General features: G+C 62.8%; 20 protein-coding genes. 7 read left to right on the top strand and 13 right to left on the bottom strand.

Annotated features, from left to right (window positions below):
- Position 1 precedes the first annotated feature (1 nt).
- The 9 genes from HBJ55_RS07870 to HBJ55_RS07835 form a co-directional block, all read right to left on the bottom strand.
- Entirely contained in the window at positions 2–526 is a 525-nt protein-coding gene (locus tag HBJ55_RS07870) for a TRAP transporter small permease (protein ID WP_167112807.1), read from the bottom strand.
- Positions 527–591: 65 nt separating this feature from the next.
- Positions 592–1,566: a TRAP transporter substrate-binding protein DctP gene (gene dctP, locus HBJ55_RS07865; protein WP_167112806.1), complete on the bottom strand. Its 975-nt coding sequence runs from the start codon at positions 1,564–1,566 to the stop codon at positions 592–594.
- A gap of 70 nt (positions 1,567–1,636) precedes the next feature.
- Entirely contained in the window at positions 1,637–2,398 is a 762-nt protein-coding gene (locus HBJ55_RS07860; protein WP_167112804.1) for a maleate cis-trans isomerase family protein, read from the bottom strand.
- Positions 2,395–2,895, bottom strand: coding sequence for an acyl-CoA thioesterase (locus tag HBJ55_RS07855; RefSeq protein WP_167112802.1), 501 nt, complete (start codon positions 2,893–2,895; stop codon positions 2,395–2,397). The genes HBJ55_RS07860 and HBJ55_RS07855 overlap by 4 nt, the downstream gene beginning before the upstream one ends.
- On the bottom strand, positions 2,892–4,037 hold the full coding sequence (locus HBJ55_RS07850) for an FAD-dependent monooxygenase (protein ID WP_167112800.1): 1,146 nt from the start codon (positions 4,035–4,037) through the stop codon (positions 2,892–2,894). The genes HBJ55_RS07855 and HBJ55_RS07850 overlap by 4 nt, the downstream gene beginning before the upstream one ends.
- Before the next feature lie 50 nt (positions 4,038–4,087).
- A complete protein-coding gene (locus tag HBJ55_RS07845; protein WP_167112798.1) occupies positions 4,088–5,767 on the bottom strand; it encodes an AMP-binding protein in 1,680 nt (559 codons plus the stop codon).
- A 21-nt stretch (positions 5,768–5,788) separates the two neighbouring features.
- Positions 5,789–7,033, bottom strand: a complete 1,245-nt coding sequence (locus HBJ55_RS07840; protein WP_167112796.1) for an alpha/beta fold hydrolase — start codon at positions 7,031–7,033, stop codon at positions 5,789–5,791.
- Between the two features lie 121 nt (positions 7,034–7,154).
- A complete protein-coding gene (locus HBJ55_RS22255) occupies positions 7,155–7,415 on the bottom strand; it encodes a hypothetical protein (RefSeq protein ID WP_206022356.1) in 261 nt (86 codons plus the stop codon).
- A complete protein-coding gene (locus HBJ55_RS07835; protein WP_206022354.1) occupies positions 7,412–8,119 on the bottom strand; it encodes a VOC family protein in 708 nt (235 codons plus the stop codon). Before HBJ55_RS07835 ends, HBJ55_RS22255 begins: the two co-directional genes overlap by 4 nt.
- A gap of 110 nt (positions 8,120–8,229) precedes the next feature.
- Here HBJ55_RS07835 and HBJ55_RS07830 point away from each other — a divergent pair, with 110 nt between their 5' ends.
- Positions 8,230–8,994: a TetR/AcrR family transcriptional regulator gene (locus HBJ55_RS07830; RefSeq protein WP_167112794.1), complete on the top strand. Its 765-nt coding sequence runs from the start codon at positions 8,230–8,232 to the stop codon at positions 8,992–8,994.
- A 163-nt stretch (positions 8,995–9,157) separates the two neighbouring features.
- On the opposite strand, the gene HBJ55_RS07825 is transcribed toward HBJ55_RS07830, so the two are convergent.
- Together HBJ55_RS07825 and HBJ55_RS07820 are read right to left on the bottom strand one after the other, a co-directional pair.
- Positions 9,158–10,399 carry a tyrosine-type recombinase/integrase gene (locus HBJ55_RS07825; RefSeq protein ID WP_167112792.1) on the bottom strand — a complete coding sequence of 414 codons (1,242 nt, stop codon included), beginning with the start codon at positions 10,397–10,399 and terminating at the stop codon, positions 9,158–9,160.
- Between the two features lie 350 nt (positions 10,400–10,749).
- The gene (locus tag HBJ55_RS07820) at positions 10,750–11,628 is read right to left on the bottom strand and encodes a YicC/YloC family endoribonuclease (protein ID WP_167112789.1); all 879 of its coding nucleotides are present in this window, start codon (positions 11,626–11,628) and stop codon (positions 10,750–10,752) included.
- A gap of 167 nt (positions 11,629–11,795) precedes the next feature.
- Between HBJ55_RS07820 and rph the strand changes: the two genes are divergently transcribed.
- Complete coding sequence (rph, locus tag HBJ55_RS07815) at positions 11,796–12,533, top strand: ribonuclease PH (RefSeq protein WP_167112787.1); 738 nt, start codon at positions 11,796–11,798, stop codon at positions 12,531–12,533.
- An 86-nt stretch (positions 12,534–12,619) separates the two neighbouring features.
- Here the strand turns inward: rph and HBJ55_RS07810 are convergent, their stop codons facing one another.
- Positions 12,620–13,387 (bottom strand): exodeoxyribonuclease III, encoded by a 768-nt coding sequence (locus tag HBJ55_RS07810; protein ID WP_167112784.1) that lies wholly within the window; start codon positions 13,385–13,387, stop codon positions 12,620–12,622.
- Positions 13,388–13,530: 143 nt separating this feature from the next.
- Between HBJ55_RS07810 and pyrE the strand changes: the two genes are divergently transcribed.
- The 4 genes from pyrE (at position 13,531) to rep (ending at position 17,400) form a co-directional block, all read left to right on the top strand.
- On the top strand, positions 13,531–14,187 hold the full coding sequence (pyrE, locus tag HBJ55_RS07805; protein ID WP_167113016.1) for an orotate phosphoribosyltransferase: 657 nt from the start codon (positions 13,531–13,533) through the stop codon (positions 14,185–14,187).
- 51 nt (positions 14,188–14,238) lie between these two features.
- A complete protein-coding gene (locus tag HBJ55_RS07800) occupies positions 14,239–14,805 on the top strand; it encodes a YfaZ family outer membrane protein (protein WP_167112782.1) in 567 nt (188 codons plus the stop codon).
- A gap of 65 nt (positions 14,806–14,870) precedes the next feature.
- Positions 14,871–15,344, top strand: a complete 474-nt coding sequence (gene trmL, locus HBJ55_RS07795; protein ID WP_167112780.1) for a tRNA (uridine(34)/cytosine(34)/5-carboxymethylaminomethyluridine(34)-2'-O)-methyltransferase TrmL — start codon at positions 14,871–14,873, stop codon at positions 15,342–15,344.
- A gap of 4 nt (positions 15,345–15,348) precedes the next feature.
- On the top strand, positions 15,349–17,400 hold the full coding sequence (gene rep / locus HBJ55_RS07790; protein WP_167112778.1) for a DNA helicase Rep: 2,052 nt from the start codon (positions 15,349–15,351) through the stop codon (positions 17,398–17,400).
- An 84-nt stretch (positions 17,401–17,484) separates the two neighbouring features.
- Here the strand turns inward: rep and HBJ55_RS07785 are convergent, their stop codons facing one another.
- Positions 17,485–18,426 (bottom strand): c-type cytochrome, encoded by a 942-nt coding sequence (locus HBJ55_RS07785; RefSeq protein ID WP_338071979.1) that lies wholly within the window; start codon positions 18,424–18,426, stop codon positions 17,485–17,487.
- A gap of 245 nt (positions 18,427–18,671) precedes the next feature.
- Here HBJ55_RS07785 and lhgO point away from each other — a divergent pair, with 245 nt between their 5' ends.
- Entirely contained in the window at positions 18,672–19,871 is a 1,200-nt protein-coding gene (gene lhgO / locus HBJ55_RS07780; RefSeq protein ID WP_167112776.1) for an L-2-hydroxyglutarate oxidase, read from the top strand.
- Positions 19,872–19,894: the final 23 nt, after the last annotated feature.

The raw sequence follows: 19,894 nt of genomic DNA, 5'->3' as shown, positions 1-19,894 counted from the left end.
GTCAGGCTCCTTCGGTAGGCTCGGGGGTATAGGCGGAATGTTCAACGCAAAGGGCGGCGATGCCTGCCCGCAAGACATGGAGTCCTGAGGAGGCCAAGCCGTACAGGATGAACGCAAATAGCCACCATCTGGGAATCGGATAGGCGGCAGCAGTGGTCGTGCCGGAAGTCCAGGCGCCAGCGAGACTGCGTATCAAGAGCCAGCTCAGCACAGCGAGAATCGTGCAAGTCAGAGCTGAAGCCAGGACGGCCGCTGCCTTCCGCAGTGTGGCTGATGGCAACAGAGACGGCAGGATATCCATACTGACATGCAACCCTCGCCTGGTAACCGCAGGGGCAGTGACGAAGACGGAGACTGCAAGCAGATAGTTGGACCAATCCGATACCCAGCCGATTGGAGCTCCGAGGAAATAGCGCGACATCGTACCCATGAAGATGAGCAGGGCAATCAGGGCCAAGGCGAGTAGCCCGGTATAGAGCCCGATTTCGCTGATGGCGTCGTGGGTTTTCGTGAGCAGGGGTAGCATGTGGTTAACCTCTCATTGACGTGCCGGGCCGTGCTTCTCGGGCACGATCCCGGCACATCATCGCTTCAGTCGTTGAGCAGCCCGGCCGCTTCGACGATGGCGTGCAGCGCTTCGGTGGCATTCGGGTTGCGTGTCGCCGCGTAACTCCAGGCGCCGTTGACGATGGCCTCGGACAGGGTATCGGCGACCTCGCCCTCGAGAGTCACAAGCTCCATGCCGGCAGCGGCCATCTTATCGTGCTCCTCTGCATTCAGGCGCTCATAGGTGACAGGCACCTCGTGCTCGAGCACTTCCGCCTGGGCTTCGAAGATTGTCCGAACTTCCTCGGACAACCCATCCCAGAAGGCAGTATTGGCTACGATGATATGAGGGGCGGTGGCACCAGCATCGAAGTACTTGTCAGTGACCTCAGCGAAGCCGTAGCCTGCCGCTCCCGCCGCCGGGAAAAGTGCACCATCCACCACACCACGCTCCAAAGCACTGAACATTTCGGCTGGGGACATTACCACCGGCGTACCACCGATAGAGGTGATGTAGGGGTGCTGCGGGGGAAGGGCGCGGATTTGTAGGCCCCTCAGGTCGCCGTGGCTCGACAGGTCGCGATTGAGGTATATCCAGTATCCATGGGCCAGCGGCACCGAGACGGCGTGCACGCCGAGGTTGGCATAGGTTTCTTGGATCACATCCATTGCCCCACTTGCACGAAAGGCCTTGGCGTCGGGGCGGATGCTCTCCAGGCCAGTCAGCAGGGTGGCGGATCCAGTGTGGAACCCAGGATAGGTGCAAAGGACCTGGAAAATGCCTTGGCGGGTGGGTTCCAACTGCTCTAATGGCGGAATAGTTTCGGGGCCCATCATCTGGACCTGGATCTCACCATTAGAGGCCTCCTCAAGCAATTCGGCGTAGCGATCGCAGATCACGGTGGAACCGGGATAGCGATCATCCCAAGTCTTGAGCATTCGGACTTGCGTAGTGGCTTGGGCCGTGGCGGTGGTCACAGTCAGCACTGTGGCGGCGAGAAGGGTTGTGATTGTTTTCATGACTGCCTTACCTCTGTTTTTGTTGCCGGACGACCGGCTGTTTGGGTGCACGGATGATTCGTTCAAGAGGCTACTCGACCGACGCCAACCCTTCGGACAGGATGGCACCCGCATTTGGGGCCACCGGCTCCAGGCGCATGGACTTGAGCATCGAACGGACCGTGCAGGCGGCGGCTGAGGTCACTGGTATGCCCAGGCGTGCCTCGACCTGTGCCAGTGCCGCCAGTGATGGCATCTGCACACAGGCCGAGAGCACCACGGCGTCGACCCCCTTGGTGTTCAAGCGTTTGACGTCTTCAGTGAGTGCCATCGGGTTGCGCGCGGCAACGGCTAAGTTATCCTCGATCTCCAGTGCCAGGCTGTCCTGGATTTCAAAACCTTCGCTCTCGATGTATTCGGTGACCTTGGCGGCCAGCGGCTTCATGTAGGGCATGAGGAGGCTGACCCGCTTGACGCCGAGCGCCTTGAGTCCCTCTACTAGCGCGCCGGCGGAGGAGATGACGGGAATCGATTTCCCCTCTTCGGCAACCGCCCCCTCCAGCCTGGCCTTGGAGGTCCGGTGATAGCCGAGTCCCTGACTCATGATTGCCACGAGGCAGGCGTAGCCCATCACGTCGACGTTGGCATCCGCCAGTTCACGCGCGCAGCGCAGGGAGTCATGGTCCATCGCGGCCAGTTCCTCCGGGGTTACCTTCTTCATGCGCATCCGGCTGGAATGAAAGGTGAAGCGCTCCGGGCGGATGGCCTCCCGCTGCCGGAGCATGGCGGGAATCTCGGTTTCCATGGTGATATTGGAAGAGGGCACGATCTGCCCGATCCGATAGGTTCTCATAGCGTTATCTCCGCGTGCTGTGGGTAGGCGTCGGCATAGGCCGTGATTCGGGATCTCAGCACGTCAGGTAGGGGCACGGCGGACCAGTTGGCGGCATCCACGGTGACCGGGCTGATGCGGGCGAGGAAGGCGACCGGACCCGGATGCTCGGCGGCGACCCTTGTGGCCGTTACGTGGAGGTCGAAGGTGCGTGAGCGGATCTCTCCCACCCGAACCTCCATGTCGAACTGGGTGTCGACCGGCAGCGGTGAGTGAAAGTCGAGCTCGACGCCCCGCACCGGGAAGTTCACCCCGAGGTTCGCCTTGGTACTGTGGAGTGGCCCGCCCAGCATCAGACCGATGAAGGCTTCGTAGGCCGAGATCGTGTAGTCGAGGAAGCGCGGCGTGTAGACGATGCCGGCAGGATCGCAGTCACCCCAGCGCACCACGCGCCGAATGATCAGCGGTGCATCACCAATGACTGTTTCCGTCGAGGGGAAAAAGGAGTAGGTCGTCATTCGGTTAATCTCACGCGTTCGGCCTCGAGGGCCTTCATGAAAGCGGGGTACTCGGACGCGACGCGCGCCGTATCTACTCGGCTGGTGCGCGTCAAGTAGTCCAAGGCGAAAGCGTGGAGGGTGTCGGCTTGTTGCATGTGCCGACTCATCTCTTCGTACCAGGTGTAGCTCTCCTGGGCCGCGCCGATCAGCTTGTCGGCGGCCGGCTTGCGGGTGGCCACGTAGGTGGCAAGTGCCGCCTGGATATTACCCTTCGTCTCCAAGGCCTGGACCAAGGCAATGGAGTCCTCCATTGCTATTCTTGTGCCCGAGCCAATAGAGAAATGCGCCCGCCGTACAGCGTCTCCGATCAGTACCCGGTGACCGTACGTCCAGTGATCATTCCAGACCGGCTGGAAGTTCCGCCATTCGGATTTGTTGGAGATGAGCGGGACACCCTGCAGCTCTTCGGCGTAAAGCTCTTCCACAAAGGCCTGCCGCTCATCCTCGGTCATCTCGCCGAAGCTACAGCCCTCCCAGGCGGCGCGATCACACTCCATGACGTAGGTACACATACGATTCGTATAGGGGTAGTAATGTGCACAGAAAGCGCCTCCTCCAGCGTTGCGGAAGCTTAGCGTCGGGCGGTCGTGCACACGCTCGGCGCCGTACCAAGCGAAGGAGTTGGAAAGCTGGCTGTCATGGGTGCCGAAGGAGTGGGAATAGGTACGTCGCAAGGTGGAATTTGCGCCGTCGGCACCCACCAGCAGGTCGGCATTCTCTAAGGCTTCGACATCTTTAATGTCGTCATGGTGACTGACATGCACGCCGACTTCTGCGCAGAGTTCTTGCAGCACCTTGAGTAATTGCAGCCTTTCGACGGCGCCGCCGTACGCCTTACCACCGATTGAGACGGCCTGTCCGTTCAGGATAATTTCCTGATTGCCAAGCCGCTTGGTGATGCCGCAGAGCCGTGCGAAACTCTCGGCATCCGCCTTTTCCAGACGAGCAAGGCCTGCTCCGGCGAGGACGACGCCGAAGCCGAAGGTGGCGTCGGGCGCATTCCGCTCATGTACATGGACTTCCACCTTGCCGAGGCGCTTACGGGCGAGATAGGCGAAGTAGAGGCCTGAGGGGCCACCACCGAGAACATTGATCTTCATTTTGATACCCAGTCAATTATTGGCGATATTTATGCTTTTATGTAATCGGGTCAAGTGCTTTCGGAAATCCCAGAAGCCTCGCCCCCTAGTGTCGCCTCGATACGCTGCCGCAGGATGGCCTTGTTGAGCTTGCCAACCTTTGTTAAAGGGAGCGCATCGATAATTTCAATGCGTTCGGGCCATTTGAAGATCGCAAGCCCCGCTTCCTTGAGGAAGGCACCGAGCTCCTCGACACTGGGCGGGGTCGTGCCGGGCTCCACTACTGCGTAAAGGCAGATGCGTTCACCATGGGTGGGCGAGGGCATACCCACCACTGCAACATCTATGAAAGCGGGATGGGCCATAACGGCACGTTCGACCTCCTCGCAATTCACTTTTTCGCCGGCACGGTCTACAACGTCCTTTATGCGGCCCTCGAAGGAGTAATATTCCTGACCATCTATCCGATGCCGCAGCATCAGATCGCCGGAGCGGTACAAGCCGTCGCTGGTGAAGGTTTCCGCGTTGCGCTCCGGGGCATTGTAATAGCCACGGATGGTGTAGGGGCCGCGCACGGCGAGTTCACCAATCTGGCCCTCGGCGACTTCGTTCTCGGTCCCGGGCTCTAGCAACCTAACCTCGTCATGCTCCGATATGGGGCGACCGCAGGTCCCGAAGCGGATAGCCTCGCTGTCACCATGGCGGGTGAACATAATGGTGCCCTCGGTCATCCCGAAGATGTGATGACCTTCCACGCCCATCGTGCGGGTTACATCTTCAGCGGCGTCGGTTGAGAAGATTTCACGCAGTGACTCCGTGGGTATATGTCCTTGGGATATCTCTGTCTTCATGCGCATGATGATTGGCTTGGCGGCGCCCATGATCGTGGGCCGCAGGGTGTTGTGTACCTCGCGCATCGCCTCTTGGTCGACCCGCGGCGTGGCAATGACCGTGCCGCCGTTCATGAGGAAGGGGCCCCAACCGCAGCCCATGTTGAGGTTGTGGGCAAAGGGCATGGGGACGAAGAGGCGGTCTTGTGTATACCAGCCCTTGAAGGTCCAGACTTGGCGCATGTTGTAGAGGTATTCTGAGTGCATCCGCGGGATGATCTTGGGCACCCCGGTCGTGCCACCCGAGAGCTGGAAGGCGGCAACCTGCCAGGGGTCTTGGGGCACGGCCTCGAGCCCGGCGAGTGCCTCGTCCAGGTCTTCCGACATTAGCGTCGCCAGGTCGATAGCACCCTCACCAGGGATGCCTCGGGTAGAGACGATCAGCTCAAGTCCTTCTACCTCTTTCTGCATCTTCTTGGCGAAGGCATGGAAGTCGAATTTTGTCTCGTCGCTCTCGATGAAGTGGGCCTTGGCGCCACCGAACGCGGCGAGAAAGCCGATCTCCGCCTCGCGGTGAGCGGACAGGGTACAGATCGGGATGATTCCAGCCTTCCAGCAGGCGAGAAAGGCAATGAGCGTCTCCGGCTTGTTGGAGAGCTGAAAGATAACTCGATCGAGTGGCTTTAACCCCTGCTGAAGGAGCCCCTGGGCGACCCTGTCGGTCGTCGCATCCAGCTCAGAATAGCTTATCTGGCCGTCAAGCCAGAGGATGGCGGGGCGCTCGGCATGCTGCCGGGCCGCTGCGCGAAAACCGTCGGCTAGCGTCTCAGCAGTAATGGTGCCGGACGCGTGCCAGCGCTCGAGGTCGGCGGCTGTCGGATAGACGACACCGGCCATGGGGTGTTGTGGTTGGTAGGTCATGATCTCTTCCTTCGGTGTAACTCAGGTGGCGAGCCGGTCCTGCAACCAGCCGCGGATCGCCTCGCCGGCCAGGGCTTGCCCACTGGGCTCGCCAGCCGCGAGGGGCTGACCGTGATGAGTGCCGCGGACCGTCGCCTGGTCCTTGTCAGAGGTGCCCAGAGCGTCGAAGATCGCGGTGATCTCCTCGGGAAAGACACAGGCATCCGCGGTGTAGCGCACGACGAAGGTCGGCTGATCGATAACCGGGGCACAGCGCAGTACCCCAGCCTTCGAGGAGAGCCCCGACCAGGTCGACAGCCAGCTCTCCGGCGTGCAGACCTTGCCGAAGCCGACCCCGTTCATATTGGTCTTGAACGGGTCGCGTCCCCAGAGTGAGCCGAGCGTGCGGTCGGTCGGATCGAGGGAAAGATCCCAGTTGCGCAGATCGGCATCCGTACGCGGCACCTCGAAAATATGCTGCCAGCCCGCCATCAATTGCTCATGGTCGGAAGCCTCGCCGGCTTTCACCCGGGCGCGTGCCTCCATACGTGCGCTGACCATGTCCCGAGCAGTTTGGTCGATCCGGTCGACACGGGCTCTCTGGGCTGCCCGGTAGCGATCGATGAAGTCGGGAGCGTAGGTCGCTCCATTCGGCGTGAAGCCGTTCTCGGTGGAGAAGGGAAAGAGGGCAGGATCCAGGGAGAGCGGGTCACGTTCATCGGTGACGGAGGGATCCAGCGAGTTCATGAGCAGCAGGCCCTGACCAGGGTGCGGTGCTACCAGCACCAGCAGGTCGGGCCTGGCCATCGGAGCCTTAAAGAGCTTCACCGGTCGTCCGGCGGGCGTATGTGTCTCGCGATTTGATGGGGGCAAGTTGGCCTGCTCGGTGTAGAACGCATAGAGCCCGCCGCCGCCCGAGTTGCCGATGAGTATAAGCTGCTCGTAGCCCCGGTCCTTCAGAAAGGACGTCCCGGCATCGACGTCCAACAATGCTAGTTCGTGCTCAAGCCTCAGGTCGTTGCCTGGGTTGCGGGACCCCTGGACCCATACCGCGGCGCCAGCGTCGAGTAGCTCAGGGACAAGGTAGTGGGTGGCTAGGATCTCGCGCGGGTGCATCAGGCAGCAGACGGCTCGCTCGCCACCGCGACGATAGAGATAGCCGGTGATGTTGGCGCCATCGACGGTCGTAAGGGTGTGGACCGAGGCGATCATGTCGGTTGGCAGCCGCGCTGGGTCCCACTGCGCGCCCCGAAGCCCGGCCAGTGGCTTGAAGTCTACAGAAGACATCGTGGCCTCCTTGTTGTTGTCTTAAGAGACTACCCATTTATTGATAATGTATCAATAAATGGGTAAGGAATGAGTGATGTGTCTACGCATTAGATGGTTGTAAACTGGCTGTATGAACGGGTCAGAGTGCCCTGTTGGTTCCGACGACACGCACCTCGTCGCGCCCCCAGTGTGCGATCTCGCCGTTGAGGCCGCCGGTGAAAATGCCGTACCAGACCGCGGGCTTCATCTTCATCGCCTTGCGGTCGAAGGTCAGTTCGTCCGGTGCGGATATCGTCCAATAGCCCTTCACGGGACCGGTAATCGTCACAGCTGTTTTTTCACGCATGGTGTCGACCATCGCCTGGAATTCGGGGACATCGATGACATGGACCTCGATCATTTGGCGTCCTCCTTCTTGTAGGTGTCGACCAGTTTGGCTTTGCGGCGCCATACGGCATCGATGTCTTCCATTAGTCGACTCGCGGCGCGTGCTTCGGATTCTACTTCCATCGCGGCCTGCATCGTCAGGCGGGCGTCCACCTCGTCGATCTCTTGGGTCTCGCGAAGACGCCGGGTGATTTCCACCGGGTAGCCGTTCGGGTCGGTGAAATAGATCGACTCCAGGATCTCGTGCCGAGTGTAGGGCGAGACTTGGACGCCACGCTTCTCCAGCGTTTCCTTCCATGAGACCAATTCTTCCTCGCTGTCTACGGCCCAGGCGGTGTGGGTGGCGAAGTAGAAGTGGTGTCCCTCGGGGGTGTACTTCTCGGGGCGCTCGCTGCCGATGTAGTAGAAGAAGGCGATGGTGGCGCCTTTTCCCGCATCGAAAAAGAAGTGCAGGAAGTCGTGGTGTCCTGGGGGGCCCCAGCCGCGCGCCGTGATCGCATGTACCAGCGGTAGGCCGAGCACATCGCGGTAGAACTCCACCGTCTCGTTCAGTTTCCAGGTCGGACGGGCGGTGTGATCGACGCCGTGCAGGGCCAGCTGGATGCCATCATCCACGGCGTGCCTCACACCAGCGAGGTCGCCCGTGCCGATGCCCATCGCCTCGTTGAAGCTCTTCGCCGAGGAGGCGTCGTCGCGCGTTGCAAGCTTCTCGGTCATTGCAGTCGCTCCTTTCGAATCTTCGTGTCAGTAGGATACTGGCATTTATTGAGGCTATGTCAATAAAAAGGGGCTTGCAAGGAAATTTGATACTGTGGCAATTTTAGTGCATGGAAAAGACATTAAAAACGAAGCGGCGTGGCCGCGGGCGGCCGCGGTTGGACGGTGGCAATGGTGAGGGAGTCGTCAGCCGGGAGGCAGTGATCGAGCTGGCCTACGAACTGGCTCGGAGCGAGCCCCTTGAGGACGTCTCCTTCGTTAGGCTAGCCAAGGTGCTGGGCGTGGTCCCCGGTGCGCTCCACTACCACATCGGCACCAAGGATGATTTGACCTCAGCGATTCTCAACCGCTTCTACAAGCAGTTGCTGGTGCGGTTGAGAGAGATCCCCGAGGACTTGCTCTGGCGGGAGCGTCTCCGCCGGTTCGCCCATATCCTCATGGAGTGCGAGCGCGATCACCGCGGTGCGGCGGAGTATATCCAGACCAAGGCCAAGTTTCGTGTGTTCCAGAAGGTTCGCGCTGGAGAGACCGACTACGGTGCGGCCTACCTGGATCACGCCTTCGGCCTGTTCCGAGAGGCGGGCTTCGACGCCGAGCAGAGCGCGATGTTCTACCATGTGCTTGCCCTGCATTGCCTGGCCGCCGCCAATTCCCACGTGGCGCATTTGGAGCCGGCGGAGCATGAGCGTTTCCTGAAAAAGCAGGCGGACGCCCTTCCCGAAGGAGTGATGCCCGGCCTCGACTTTGCCCTGAAGGCCTTTTCCGGCATCCGGGCGGACGACGCCTTCGAGTTCGGTTTGGAGGCGCTGCTGGATCGTTTCGCCGCCGCCCGAGGATGTGAGCCCAGGCAGGCGGTGTATGATGGCTTGAGCTAAGTTGTCGCCCGAGCGATAAGCGAAGTGTAATGCGCAATGGGGCGGCGGCCTGACTCAAACCGTCGAGCTTTCGAGAAAGCCGGCAGGGTTCAGGTCACCTCCGATCGGGTTTCAATCTTGGAAACTGCCCCTAGAGGGGTGTTTATGCCGCCGCAATCGGTCCTTAGATCACCAAATGTGCTTTTGGAGCTTTGTTGATTGCAGGCTCAACCAACGCTGCCACCTTGGCCAAGGCCTCTTTCCGCTCATCGAAGTAATCGTGACGATCGTAGACGCCCTCGATACCTCTGAGCTTGTGATTCAGGCAGCGCTCCGCGACATGTCCCGGGACGCCAGCGGCGGCCATCAGGCTGCGGCAGGTGCGGCGTAGGTCATGCACTGTGAACTCGGCGATGTCTCCCATTCTGTTCTCTGGCTGCGGTTTCCTGCCCGGCTCCCGGCCAAACAGCTTGGAAATGGCGCGATTCAAGGTGTCCTTGCCCATGTGTGGCCGCTTACCGCTGCGGCGGCTAGGAAAGACGTAGAGCGAGCCGCAGGCGCGGATCTTGAGCTCTTCCAGCCAGCCCACGGCCTGCGGAGGCAGGGGGATGACGATCCCTATGCCTGTCTTGCTTCGCTCCCCGGACAGATTCCACCGCTTACCCTTCAGGTCGAATTCTGACCACTGGGCCTCGGTCAGCTCGGTCTTGCGTACCCCCAGGACGAGCAGCAGCGCGCAGGCGAGGTAGTTGTCTCGAGTGAAGCTCTCCCGGTTGTCCCTGAAGATTTGAAAGACCTGGTGAATCTCCTCGATGGTGAGGGCGCGATCACGGCTTTTCTCGATGCCGCCGGCATCGTTGACGCTGAAGGCAGCCGCCGGGTTGTAGGTGAGCAGCCCCAGCTTGATGGCGTGGTTGAACAGCTGCTTCAGGTACATCAGGGTGTCGTTGGCGATGGCCGGGCGCCCGCTGCCAGCAACCTTGCGGATGATGGCTCGCACGTCCATGGGGGTAACCTTCTCTAAGGTCTGCTGCCCGATGGACGGGGCGACCTCCTTCTCGAAGATGCGCTTCGGGATGCGTGGGTGCTTCAGGCGCTTCTCTAGATCGTGGTACCAGTCGTCGAACAGCTCCCTGACGGTGTGGATGGTGATCTGCTCTTCCCGCTTGCGCTCCTCGACGGGGTCGATGCCGCTCCGTATGGCCCTCTGAGCTTCGACAGCTTGCTCACGGGCCTCAGCCAAGGATAGGTTCGCGCACTTTTCCAGCGTCAGCTCACGGCGCTTTCCTGCGAGCGTGTATCGATGCATCCAGTAGGGAGCGCCCTTTTTGGGGATCATCAGGTACAGGCCGCTTCCATCGCTGTAGCGGCCCGGTGCACCGTCCTTGAGCAGGGACTGGACCTTCTTGGCTGTAAAACTCCCCATCATCCCCTCCTGGCAAGTGTCATCAAAAATTTGAAACAAATGTTTGACTGCTTGGCGGCAAAGGCCGGGCGTTGCTCATCAACTACATGGTTTGACAGCCTCTGGTGCCTGGCTTGCAGGGGAGGGCTGTCACTGGAAAGGATGGCCATGCCCGGGGGTGAGCGTTTGGAGTGGGGAGTACCCATGGGGGTTTTTCGCCTTTTTGGTGGGGAGTACGCCGGTGTACTCCCCATTGTACTCCCCATTTGGCGCGGGCTTAAGCTAGATCTTCGTAGACATCCGTAGACAATGAATGCTTTATTTTACTGTAAAAATAATGGTTTGCGGATGCTGGTGGATGGGCGTGGACGTTACTCTATGTTCTGGATCTGCTCGCGCATCTGCTCGATCAGTACCTTGAGTTCCACTGCGCAGCGGGTGGTGCTGGCCACCGCCGACTTGGAGGAGAGGGTGTTGGCCTCGCGGTTGAGCTCCTGCATCAGGAAGTCGAGGCGGCGCCCCTTGGGGCCCTTCTGGTCGAGCTGGCGTGCCACCTCGCCGACATGGGTCTCGAGCCGGTCGAGCTCCTCGTCGACGTCGGCCTTCTGTGCGAGCAGCACCAGCTCGGCCTCCAGCCGCTGAGGGTCGAGCTCGGTCTTGACCGCCTCGAGCCGCTCCAGTAGCAGGGCGCGCTGGCGCTCGAGGATCTCCGGCATCAGGCGGCGCACTTCGACGACCTGCTCGCGCACGCCGGCCAGGCGATCGCGGATCAGCGCCGCAAGCTTGTCGCCTTCGCGGGCGCGAGCCTCGATCAGTTCGTCGAGGGCGGCCTCGAACAGTGCCGTGGCCTCCGCCTTCACCTCTTCCAGGTCGACGCCCTGGGAGTCGAGCACGCCGGGGTGGTCGAGCAGCGACAGCGCATCGGGCATGGCGACCTGTGGCAGCGCCTCGCGGATCTCGCCCAGCGCCTCGGCCAGGGCGGTCAGTCGGCTGTGGTTGACGGCCAGGGTCTCGCTGATGTCGGTGGGCTCGAAGCGCAGGTGGCACTCGACCTTGCCCCGCGCCAGGCGCGTACGCAGCGCCTCGCGAAAGGCCGGTTCGAGGTCGCGCAGGGATTCGGGTAGCCGGAAGAAGGGCTCCAGGTAGCGCTGGTTCACCGAGCGCAGCTCCAGTTGCAGACTACCCCAATCGCCTTCGCGGCTCTGGCGGGCAAAGGCGGTCATGCTGTGAACCTTGCTGTGGTCAACCATGGCGACTCCTCGTTCGGTTGCGCCGCTGCCGGAACCGGCCCGGCGACATCTCGGACAAGGAGTGTAACCGATCTCCCGGCCCGACCGTGTAGAATGACCAGCCATTCGATGCCCCGCTGATGCAGCGAGGCCGCCCTGACCGTTCCCCTATGCTTTCGAGAGGTACCATGGCTTCCGAACTCACACGCCCGAGCGGGCGTCGCCCCGACCAGTCCCGCGAGATTCGTCTGACCCGCGATTACACCCGTCATGCCGAAGGCTCGGTGCTGGTGGAGTTCGGCGATACCAAGGTGTTGTGCAACGCCAGCGTCGAAGCCGGCGTGCCGCGCTGGCTGCGTGGCAAGGGCCAAGGCTGGGTCACCGCCGAGTACGGCATGTTGCCGCGCGCCACGCATACTCGCGGCGGCCGCGAGGCGACCCGCGGCAAGCAGGGCGGGCGCACGCTGGAGATTCAGCGCCTGATCGGCCGTTCGCTGCGTGCCGCGGTGAACCTGAAGAAGCTGGGAGAGTTCACCGTCACCGTGGACTGCGACGTGATCCAGGCCGACGGTGGTACCCGCACGGCTTCGATCACCGGCGGCTGCGTGGCATTGGTGGATGCCATCCGCTACCTGCAGCGCAAGAAGATGATCAAGGGCGACCCCTTCGTGCAACTGGTCAGCTCGGTGTCGGTGGGGCTCTACAAGGGCATGGCGGTGGTCGACCTCGACTACCCCGAGGACAGCGGCGCCGACACCGACATGAACGTGGTCATGGCCGAGTCGGGCGGGCTGATCGAGGTTCAAGGCACCGCGGAGGCCGGCGTGTTCTCGCGCGATCAGCTCAACGCCATGCTGGAGCTGGCCGAAAATGCCGGGGCCGAGCTCTTCGAGCACCAGCGCGAGGCGCTGGGCATTCGCCGCTGAGACCGCCTGAGGCTTCAAACGCAGCACGCCGGCACGAATGCCGGCGCGCTGCAGCCCCGAGTCGGGCCGCGACGTAAGGGAGAGCGTCAGAGCGTCAGGTCGTACTCGACGAACAGCGGGGCGAACTCGCTGAAGGTGGCATCGTAGTCGATCCAGGCGTCGACCACGTGGCGACGCAGGTTGGGCCCCACGATCTGGTAGTCGATGCGCCAGCCTTCCTGGCGCGAGCGCGGCACTTCCTGGTCGAGCTTGGGCCACCAGGTGTACTCGCCGGCGTCGCGGTTGATCTCGCGGAAAGTGTCGATGAAGCCGGTGGGGCCGAACACCTGGTCCATCCAGGCGCGCTCTTCCGGCTTGAAGCCGGGTGTGGCCTGGTTGTCGGCCCAATTCTCAAGGTCGACGGTCTTGTGCGCAATGTGCCAGGTACCGCAAATGATGTACTCGCGACGCTTGCGCGCCATCTTGTTCAGGTATTCCTGGTACTGGCCCATGAACGTCTGCTTGGCGGCGTAATCGCTGCCGTCGGGCATCAGGAAGCTGGCGATGCTGAAGCGGTCGTAGTCGGCCTGCAGGAAGCGCGCCTCGTGGTCGCACTGCGGAAAGCCGAGGCCGTACATGATCGCCTTGGGAATCTTGCGGCAGTAAATACCCACGCCGGAGAAGCCGTCTTCCTCGGCATCCAGAAAGTAGCCTTCGTAGCCTTCCGGGTAGAGAATGCTGTCATCCAGCTCGAAGCTCTTGGCCTTGAGATTCTGGACACAGATGACTTCGGCGTCCTGTTCGGCCAACCAGTCGAGAAAGCCTCGCCCGACGGCCTCACGGATTCCGTTGACATTGATGGTGGCAATTTTCATACATGGTCCCTTTGACGTCGCGCGTGTATGATACCCGACGTTTCGACGTTTGGGTAAATGGCCCGCATGGATATTCGTGGTAGGACACAGCAAACCATGCCATCGGGCTTATGGATAGCAGGGGGAACACCGTGTCGGCCAGCATGCACGCCTATCAGCGTGAGTTCATCGAGTTCGCCATCGAGCAGGGTGTGCTGAAGTTCGGCGAGTTCACCCTCAAGTCGGGTCGTGTCAGCCCCTACTTCTTCAATGCCGGCCTGTTTCGCAGCGGCGGCGCCCTGGCACGTCTCGGCCGTTGCTACGCCGCCGCCATCGAGGCCAGCGGGCTCTCGTTCGACGTGCTGTTCGGCCCCGCTTACAAGGGTATCCCGCTGGCGGCCACCACCGCCGTTGCGTTGGCCGAACATCACGGTCGCGACCTGCCTTTCGCCTTCAATCGCAAGGAGGCGAAGGCGCACGGCGAAGGCGGCAACATCGTCGGTGCCGAGCTTGCCGGACGCATCCTGATCATCGATGACGTGATCACCGCGGGCACCGCGATTCGCGAGGTGATGACGCTAATCGACGCCGCCGGGGCCGAGGCGGCAGGCGTGGTGATCGCGCTGGATCGCCAGGAGCGCGGCAACGGCTCGCAGAGTGCCATCCAGGAGGTCGAGTCACGCTACGGCATGCCGGTGATCAGCATCGTCACGCTGGACATGATCCTGGCCTATCTCGAGCAGCAGGCCAGCCAAGAACTTCAAGGACATGCGGCAGCCATTCGCGACTATCGCGCGCGCTATGGCGTCGCTGTCGAATGAACAGCACAAGTCGTCAAGCGCAATAGACGCGCATCTGGTGAGGAGTCGTCGATGAAAACGCTCGGACAGTTCGCCAGGGCCACCCTGGTCTCGGGTATCGTACTCGCCGCTAGCGGCGCCCACGCCGCGGGCAGTCTGGATCTCAATCTCGGCGCCGATGCCGTACAGTTCGAAGCCGCCGGTGAGATCACCCAGGGCGTGGCCCTGGGTGGGGGTGTCATCAACAGCGAGTATCGCGAGGACGCCACTATCTACCATGCCCAGTTGCTGGGCGTTCAGCGCAACCGGGATCGCGATGTGGGCATCGGCGCGCGCTGGACCCAGTTCGATACCGACTACGGCAACGGTGGCGGTGTGGGCCTGGGCGGCTACGGCTATGTCTACCTGCCGCAGGCACCGGCCGTCTCGCTGGGCGGCTACGGTTTCTACACCCCCGGCGCGGTAACCAGCGGAGACCTGGACGACGGCTACGAAGTCGGCGTGCGTGCGCGCTACGCCTTCACCCCCAACGTCGACGGCTACGTCGGCCTGCGCCAGGCGGCGGCCGACTTCGACAACCGCCACGGCAGCCGTACGCTGGACCGTGGTGCCCAGGTCGGGGTTCGTCTGAGCTTCTGATCGCTCCCCACGCTGTAGCGGCGGGTTCCGGCAGGGGCCCGCGCGCATTTACCCGACAGGCCGCCATGCTCGATGTCGTGCTCTTCGAACCCGAGATCCCGCCCAATACCGGCAACCTGATTCGTCTGTGCGCCAACAGCGGTTTTCGCCTGCACCTGATCGAGCCGCTGGGCTTCGTGCTCGACGACAAGCGCCTGCGCCGCGCCGGGCTCGACTATCACGAGTGGGCGGCCGTCAGCGTGCATCGCGATTGGCCGGCTTTCGTCGATGCGGTCTCACCCTCGCGGGTATTCGCCGTATCGACCCGAGGCCGAACGGGCTACCATGAGCCGAACTATCGCTCCGGCGATGCCCTGCTGTTCGGCCCCGAGACCCGCGGCCTGCCACAGGCCATGCTGGATGCCCTGCCGCCGGAGCAGCGCCTGCGCATCCCCATGCTGCCGGGCAGCCGCAGCCTCAATCTCTCCAACGCCTGCGCCATCCTGGTGTTCGAGGCCTGGCGCCAGCTAGGCTTCGCCGGCGCGGCGCAGCCCGAGTGAACCCATGAGCATTCAGCAACGCCTCGCCAAGCTCAATCCGCGCCAGCAGGAAGCCGTGCGCTACATCGACGGCCCCTGCCTGGTGCTGGCCGGCGCCGGTTCGGGCAAGACCAGCGTGATCACTACCAAGATCGCCTACCTGGTGCAGGTTTGCGGCATGAGCGCACGCCGCATCGCCGCCGTTACCTTCACCAACAAGGCCGCCCGCGAGATGAAGGAGCGGGTGGGGCAGATGCTCAAGGGCAAGGAGGGCCACGGGCTGACCGTCTCGACCTTTCACACCCTGGGACTCAATATCATTCGCGGCGAGCTCAAGGCGCTGGGCTACAAGCCGGGTTTCTCGCTGTTCGACCCCGAGGACGCCAAGGCGCTGCTGCGCGATCTGATGAACAAGGACGCCCAGGTCGACGCCGAGCAGATCAACGCCGTGCAGCACCAGATCTCGGAGTGGAAGAACGACCTGGTGCTGCCGGGCCAGGCGCTGTCCCACGCCGTTGACGAAGACGAACAGTATGCCGCGCGGGTCTACGAGGCCTACGTGCGCCACCTCAAGGCCTACAACGCGGTGGACTTCGACGACCTGATCCTGCTGCCGGTGGTGCTGCTCAAGGACAACCCCGAGGTGCTGGCACGCTGGCGGCGCAAGATCCACTACATGCTGGTCGACGAGTACCAGGACACCAACGTCTCGCAGTACCTGCTGGTCAAGCTGCTGATGGCGGAGCGCAAGACCTTTACCGTGGTGGGCGACGACGACCAGTCGATCTATGCCTGGCGTGGGGCGCGGCCCGAGAACCTGGTGACCCTGGGCGAGGACTTCCCGCGCCTCAACGTGGTCAAGCTGGAGCAGAACTACCGCTCCACCGGCACCATCCTGCGCGCCGCTAACACCCTGATCGCCAACAACCCGCACGTCTACGACAAGACCCTGTGGTCGGAGATGGGGCAGGGCGCGCCGATCCGCGTGGTGGTCAATCGCCATGAGGAGGCCGAGGCCGAGCGGGTGGCCAGCGAGATCCTCACCCGACGCATCAAGGAGCGCGCCGAGTGGCGCGACTTCGCCGTGCTCTACCGCGGCAACTTCCAGGCCCGCCTGCTGGAGCTCAAGCTGCAGCACTACCAGATTCCCTACAAGCTCTCCGGTGGTACGTCGTTCTTCTCGCGCAACGAGATCAAGGACGCCATGGCCTACCTGCGCCTGTTGATCAATCCGGCCGACGACAACGCCTTCCTGCGCATCGTCAACGTGCCGCGCCGCGAGATCGGCCCCGGAACCCTGGAGAAGCTGGCCAACTACGCCACCGAACGCGGTGCCTCGCTGTTCGACGCCTGCCATGAGCTGGGCCTGGAGCAGCAGCTGCCGGCGCGGGCGGTGGAGCGGCTAGGGCGTTTCACTCACTTCATCGACGGCGTGCGCCGGCGCATGGACGAAGGTGATTCGCTGGCGGCGATACGCGGTATGCTGCACGAGATGGACTACGAGGCGTGGCTCTACCAGAACGCCAGCGCGCCCACCATCGCCGAGCGGCGCATGGCCAACGTGTGGACGCTGATCGATCAGCTCGAGAAGTCGATGAGGCGCGACCCCGAGGAGATCGAGGCGGAAGACGCCGCCGAAACCGACGACGTGGAGGCGGCCATCTCGCGGCTGGTGCTGCGCGACATCCTCGAACAGCAGGCCGAGGAGGACGACACTGACAAGGTGCAGTTGCTGACCATGCACGCCTCCAAGGGACTGGAGTTCCCCCACGTCTACCTGATGGGCCTCGAGGAGGAACTCCTGCCCCACCGCAACGCCATCGAGGCGGGGACGGTGGAGGAGGAGCGCCGCCTGGCCTATGTCGGCATCACCCGCGCACGCCAGACCCTGACCCTGACCTTGGCGCGCCAGCGCAAGGCCTTCGGCGAGCTGATGGACTGCACGCCGAGCCGCTTCCTCGACGAGTTGCCGCCGGACGACCTGGAGTGGGAAGGCCGCGCCGACAAGGAGGATCCGGACAAGAAACAGGCGCGGGGGCAGGACGCCATTGCCGGGCTGCGTTCGCTGCTGGGTTGAATCCCGACGGGTGGCGGGGGAAGACATGAACGACGACGGGGCGCCAGAAGCGCCCCGTCGTTGGTTCCAGACCTGCGCTGCAGGTTACTTGACGGGCTCGACCAGGAAGTCCACGGCGGCACGCACCTCGTCGTCGGAGAGCCCCATGTTGCCGCCCTTGGGCGGCATGGCACCGACGCCGTTGATGGCATGGTCGTACAACGTCTCGATGTCCTGATCGATACGCCCTTCCCACTCGCCGGCTTCGCCGCGGCGTGGGGCACCGGCGGCACCGGTCATGTGGCAGGCCATGCAGGCCTGGTTGTAGATCGCCTCGCCGTCTATCCCGGCATGGGCCGGCTCGTCGCCTGCCGCTTGCTCGTCGGCGGAAGCTTCCTCGACGGCCTCTTCGTCTGCGGGGGCGTCCTCGGTCGCCACGGCGGCGGCTTCGGCGCCTTCTTCGATGGCGCCTTCTTCGGTCACGGCCTCGGTCGCGTCGGCCTCTTCGCCGGTCGCTTGTTCTTCGGCAGCGGCTTCGTCATCGCCGGCGGCCTGTTCATCGGATGCGGCCTCGTCGCCACCGGCGGCTTCTTCATCGCCGCCCAGCTCCGGCACGTCCATTACCGGATCCACCAGGTGCGCGGTGGCGGCGGCGACTTCCTCGTCGGAGAGGTTGGGGTTGCCGCCGCGGGCCGGCATGGCGTTGAAGCCGTTGATGGCATGATCCAGCAGCGTGTCCCAGCCTTTGTCGACGCGGTCGGCCCAGGCGTCTTCCTGGCCGCGTACCGGCGCACCGGCGGCGCCGGTTTCATGGCAAGCCATGCAGACCTGGCTGTAGATGCCTTCGCCATCGGCGCCTTCGCCACCGCCACCCGAATCGCTTGCGGCTGCTGCCGTGCCACACTCATCGCCCTGCAGGCAGAGTTCGCCCACCGGCTTCAGGCGCTCGGCAATGGCATCGCGGTCCACTTCGGCCTGAACGGACGCGGTGCCCGCGACCAGGCCCAGGGTGGCCAGACACCCCATGATCAGCTTGCTGGATTTCACTCTCACCACCTCTCGACGGTCCTGTAATCGTAATCTGTTTGGCGACGACGGCACGCGACAGCCGGAGCGCCGTGATACACACAATGGGCGCTAGTATACCGATATAGCAAACCGCTGGAAAACGCCGTTACCCACGTCATTGACATGAGTCGGCGTAGCGGCTCGAGGCGGCTGGTCAGCGCAGCGGTCGGCGAGTATCGTGGTAGCCAACTTCGATGTGTTCCCACTGGCGACGCGAGGCCTGCGTGTACGATTTCATCATTCTTGGTGGCGGCATTCTCGGCCTTTCCACCGCGATGCAACTCATCGAGCGCTATCCCGACAAGAAAATGCTGCTGCTGGAGAAGGAGAGCGGCCCCGCGCAGCACCAGAGCGGCCATAACAGCGGCGTGATTCATGCCGGTGTCTACTATACGCCGGGCAGCCTCAAGGCGCGCTTCTGTCTCGAGGGCAATCGCGCTACCAAGGAATTCTGCGATCGCCATGCCATTCCTTACGAGGTCTGCGGCAAGCTGCTGGTGGCGACCAACCCGCAGGAGGTGCAGCGAATGGAAGCGCTGTGGGAGCGCACCGCTGCCAACGGGCTGGAGAGGGAGTGGCTTTCTGCCGGGGAGCTGAAGGAGCGCGAACCCCATATCACCGGTCTCGGTGCCATCTTCGTGCCCTCCAGCGGTATCGTCAGCTATGCCCGGGTGGCCGAGGCGATGGCCGAGGAGTTCCAGCGTCGTGGTGGCCAGATCCGCTATGACCACATGGTTACCGGGATAGCCGAGCGTACCGGGGAGGTCCTCGTCGATACGTCCCAAGGCGAATTCCACAGTCGCTACCTGGTGACCTGTTCGGGGCTGATGGCGGATCGCGTCGTGCGCCTGCTGGGGCGAAACCCCGGCTTCTCCATCTGTCCGTTCCGTGGCGAGTATTACCGCTTGCCCGACCGGCTCAGCAGTATCGTCAAGCACCTCATCTATCCCATCCCCGACCCTTCCATGCCGTTCCTGGGGGTGCACCTGACGCGCATGATCGACGGTTCGGTGACCGTTGGGCCCAACGCGGTGCTGGCGTTCAAGCGCGAGGGGTATCGCAAGGGCGACGCTTCACTGCTCGACATGGCACGCATGTTCAGCAATCCCGGTATTCTCAAGGTGCTGGGACGCAACCTGCGGCCCGGTCTGCAAGAAATGAAGAATTCTCTGTGGCGTCGCGGCTACCTGGAAGAGGTGCGCAAGTACTGCCCCAGCCTGACGCTGGACGATCTCGAGCCGTGGCCCGCCGGCGTTCGCGCCCAGGCCGTCTCCCGCGACGGCCGGCTGATCGACGACTTCCTGTTCGTCAATACCCGGCGCACAGTCAACGTCTGTAACGCTCCGTCTCCGGCAGCCACCTCTGCGCTGCCCATCGGCCGGCATATCCTGGAGAAGGTTGGCGAGATGATCGAGGGGACGTGAATACTGCGGGCGGCAGCGGCGGG

Source organism: Billgrantia bachuensis, assembly GCF_011742165.1.
Lineage (GTDB): Bacteria > Pseudomonadota > Gammaproteobacteria > Pseudomonadales > Halomonadaceae > Halomonas > Halomonas bachuensis.
This window is presented reverse-complemented; position numbering and strand designations above follow the sequence as displayed.